The organism is Brevundimonas sp. SL161, from assembly GCF_049896985.1.
In the GTDB taxonomy this organism is placed as follows: Bacteria; Pseudomonadota; Alphaproteobacteria; order Caulobacterales; family Caulobacteraceae; genus Brevundimonas.
This window is the reverse complement of the sequence record NZ_JAFCVJ010000061.1, coordinates 1-3,819: the sequence shown is the minus strand read 5'-3', so window position 1 is coordinate 3,819 and position 3,819 is coordinate 1. Positions and strand designations below refer to the sequence as shown.

The 3,819-nt window shown below is 59.0% G+C and carries 1 protein-coding gene and 5 pseudogenes; 3 read left to right on the top strand and 3 right to left on the bottom strand.

Features of this window, described 5'->3' with window-relative positions; translation table 11 throughout:
* Both ACP7AU_RS17515 and ACP7AU_RS17510 read left to right on the top strand, forming a co-directional pair.
* A pseudogene (locus tag ACP7AU_RS17515) lies at positions 1-119 on the top strand (IS5/IS1182 family transposase); the annotation flags it as partial.
* A gap of 27 nt (positions 120-146) precedes the next feature.
* Positions 147-260, top strand: a pseudogene (locus ACP7AU_RS17510) (transposase); the annotation flags it as partial.
* A gap of 498 nt (positions 261-758) precedes the next feature.
* Here the strand turns inward: ACP7AU_RS17510 and ACP7AU_RS17505 are convergent.
* Together ACP7AU_RS17505 and ACP7AU_RS17500 are read right to left on the bottom strand one after the other, a co-directional pair.
* Positions 759-1,139, bottom strand: a pseudogene (locus ACP7AU_RS17505) (IS5 family transposase); the annotation flags it as partial.
* 61 nt (positions 1,140-1,200) lie between these two features.
* Positions 1,201-1,284, bottom strand: a pseudogene (locus ACP7AU_RS17500) (IS6 family transposase); the annotation flags it as partial.
* Between the two features lie 167 nt (positions 1,285-1,451).
* Between ACP7AU_RS17500 and ACP7AU_RS17495 the strand changes: the two are divergent.
* A complete protein-coding gene (locus ACP7AU_RS17495; protein ID WP_426052250.1) occupies positions 1,452-3,515 on the top strand; it encodes an ATP-binding protein in 2,064 nt (687 codons plus the stop codon).
* 95 nt (positions 3,516-3,610) lie between these two features.
* Here the strand turns inward: ACP7AU_RS17495 and ACP7AU_RS17490 are convergent.
* Positions 3,611-3,819 (bottom strand): annotated as a pseudogene (locus ACP7AU_RS17490) (TonB-dependent receptor plug domain-containing protein); the annotation flags it as partial.

The window sequence follows — 3,819 nt, the reverse complement described above, 5'->3', positions numbered from 1 at the left end:
AGCTCAAACACAGCCGACGACTGGCTACCCGATACGACAAGACCGCCGACAGCTTCCTCGGCTTCGTCGTCGTCGCATCCATCCGACTGTGGATCAGACACTTTGTCCACACCGCCTAGAGTCCGCCCCTCGAAAGGACGGACGGAATGAAGCGATCACGGTTCACGGAAGAGAAGATCACCGGGATCCTGCGCGAGCAGGAGGCCGGTGTTCCGGTGGCGGATCTGTGCAGGAAGCACGGTCTGAGCTCGCCGACCTTCTAAGCCGCAGGTCCGTGGTTCAAATCCACGAACGCCCTCCAACCCGTCTCGCACCATCCCCGATTAGCCAGAGCCGTTTCGGTGCCCTTGGCGCGGTCTCTGCAGCGTTGAGCGAGCGCAACCGCCAGTGTCCCATATCAGTCAGATCGTCTCATGAACCATCAGTCAACAGCCACACCGACCTTGAATGGAGATCGGCTCAAGTCGATTACCCCGCTGGTGCATGAGCTTATGAACTCCGGGGACCGGGAATTGGAGGATCTGATCTTCAGCTGGCGACGGGTGTCCGATCCGAAGCTGCGCCGGATCGCTCTTGAGCTCGTCCGGTCGATGGCGTCCTGACCGTTCCGGTTCTGCGGGAGGATGCTGTCAGGTTAAAGCCGCCATCGGTGGCTTCGGTTGAATTTAACTCGGATTAGGCGAGCCAAAGGAAGCGTCTTTGGGCATAGCCAACGCAGAATTTGCTGCATTTTGTGGTACGTTGGCAGGCACCAAGCGCCCCTTAGTAGAGCCCACGAAAGTTAGCCTGACAGTACCCCCAAGACCCCCTTTTTTTACCCCCAGGCTCGAAGCCGTGCGGTGCGCTTTGAGATAGGTCGCGTCGATCATGACGGTGCGCCGTTCGGCCTGGGCGCCAGACAGCCGCTGCATCATCCTGATGAAGACGCCGGCCTCGCTCCATCGCTTCCAGCGATTGTACAACGTCTTGTGTGGGCCATAAACCGGCGGCGCGTCACGCCAGCGCAGCCCGTTGCGATTCACGAAGATGATCCCGCTCAGTACCCGACGATCATCCACCCTCGGCCTGCCGTGGCTCTTCGGAAAGTGCGGCCTGAGCCGCTCCATCTGCTCGTCCGTCAGCCAATAAAGGTCGCTCATATCCAGACTCCTCGCAGAGCCTGAATCAGATCGAGCGCATCACATCAATGGGTCCTGAGCCTAAGCTGAAGCTGAAGTAGAGCCAGACGGCCTGGCGGATGACGTCCGCCGGGAACCGGTGGCGCTTGAACGAAATCGACTTCACGAAACATCATCCCCATCAGCGGCTTACGCTGCGTTCAGTGAAGACAAATTCGCATTAAAGTGACAGCACCGACAGAGACATCGAGTGCCTCCACGGTCGACACAACTCCGCAGTAGTAAATCTTGATGAAAACCGGTGTTTAACCGATCCCCAATGGGGTCCTTTGTATGATGCCTTATAGAAACCAAGAATTGGAAGCGGCCAGAGTTGAGATGGTCCGTTCGTTCGGCCTGATAGGTCAGCCACGTGCCCGCCTTCACGACGAGATCGCCAATTTGGCGGGCGAGGCTGCTGGGACCCCTTGGTCTGTCGTCACGTTGGTAGACGCGGACCGAAACTGGCTCTCCGGTGCGCTCACCTATGCCGATCTGGAAGCGTGCCGATGGACGTCATTTTCCACCCACACAGTTGCGAAACCTGATGACGTTCTGTGGGTCGCCGATGCACTGGCAGACCCGCGTTTTTCTGACGACCCATATGTCACCGGAGAACCCCATCTTCGCTTTTACGCAGGCGCCCCCGTTTTGGTGAATGGCCAAGCAGTGGCTGCAGTTTGCATATTCGACATCGAGCCACGGGTCTTCGACCCCAGCATCAGCAAGGTCCTCACCCGTCTCGCAACCGTGGTCGGCGAAGACCTCGCGGCGCGTCATCAGGCCCAGTCGCTCCTCACGGCCGTCGTGGCGGGGGCTGACGCTCTGATCGACTGCGATGACCGGGGCACGATTACCGGTTGGTCGGACGGGGCAGAGCATTTGTTTGGGTTCAGTGCCGATGAGGCTGTCGGCAGCAACATTCAGATGATCATCCCGGAGGAGCAACGAGCAAACCATAACCGAGGATTGGAAAAGTGGCGGCTCAATGGGGGGGGGCGTCTTGGCAGGAGGATCGAACTGCCCGCCTGCTGCAAAGATGGAACTACTGTGGACATCGAGTTGTGGATGTCCTCTGCTCACGTCCAGGGGATTCCACACCTCCACGCCAACATACGAGACATCTCCGAGCGGAAAGCACAATCAAGAGCGTTGGTTGTTGCGAAGGGCGAGGCCGAGGCCGCTAATCGGGCCAAGTCCGAGTTCCTAGCCAATATGAGTCATGAACTCCGGACCCCCCTTAACGGCGTGATCGGCGTCGCTGACCTGTTGGCGGGGACTGAGCAAACCGCGCATCAGCGGGAACTGACGTCGGTTATTCGGGCGTCGTCGGACCTACTCGGACGCCTCATCGGCGACATTCTGGACCTTGCTCGAATAGAAGCTGGGGAGTTGGCCATTGAAGAAACGCCGATGGAACTCTCTGACGTCATCGATAGCGTATTGAGCCTCTCCAGCCTCACCGCGCGGGAGAAAGGCCTCGCTCTCTCTTCACAACTCGCCCCCGACGTTGCCCGACAGGTCCGGGGCGATGCGCTGCGCTTGAAGCAGGTTCTGACAAACCTGATCTCGAATGCTGTGAAGTTTACGGATCGCGGCTCGGTTGTTCTCCGGGTGAGTCGCGAGGGAATCAGCTACCGCTTTGAGATTAGCGATACCGGCGTGGGCTTTGACGACGCGCAGCGCGAAATCATATTCGGGCGGTTCCAGCAGGCCGATGGGACCATCACTCGCCGGTTTGGTGGATCGGGTCTGGGCCTTGCGATCTCACGCGAACTCGTCGTCGCCATGGGAGGAGTTCTCGATGGCCAAGGCGTATTAGGGAAAGGGGCAACATTCTGGTTCACGCTCCCCCTTGAAGAAGAAAAGGGCCTCGGCCCTGAATCACGCCAATCGGCTGAGGTGCCCCACTCCGTCGCGGGGCGAGTTCTGGTAGTAGACGACAACGCGACGAACCGGCGCGTCGCAGAACTCATACTGCATACAGTCGGGATAGAAGTTGATTGCGTTGAAGATGGACACCAAGCGGTTGAAGCATTCTTGACCTGCCGATACGACGTCATACTGATGGATATGATGATGCCGATTATGGACGGGATTGCTGCCACTCAAGCCATTCGCGAACTTGAAAGAAAGAGCGGTGTACAACGAACTCCTGTGATCATGCTGACAGCCAGCACCATGCCGAAGCATGTTGAGGCTAGTCTTGATGCAGGCGCGGATTTCCATCTTGCGAAGCCGGTCACTGCACCCGCTTTGTATGAGGCTCTGGCTCGGGTTCAGCAGTCGGAAGAAAGACCGGTGCGCAGTCTGTCGGTCGCAATTACGGCGGAGGCTGCAACAGGGGCATCTCTCTGATGGAACGCCGACGTCATGTCCGCTCCCCACCCCTTTCAGACTTCCGGAACGGCCACTTTTGAACATGGCACACTAGATGTTGCGGTAGCCATTTAGGGGCCTGCTCCTGCTCCCCTGACCACATCAAGGCTGTCGACAGCCTCAGGGGCCAACTGCGACCACAGCACCCAACCCCCGAACGGATTGTTGAGCGGGACGCCGTCGAGCGTGACCAGCGTCCGTCCCGCGCCCGACGGCGCGATGGCGCGCAGGGAAATGCCCTGGGTGGTCGGATTGGCGGCCAGGCTCGACGTCCGGCGAAACA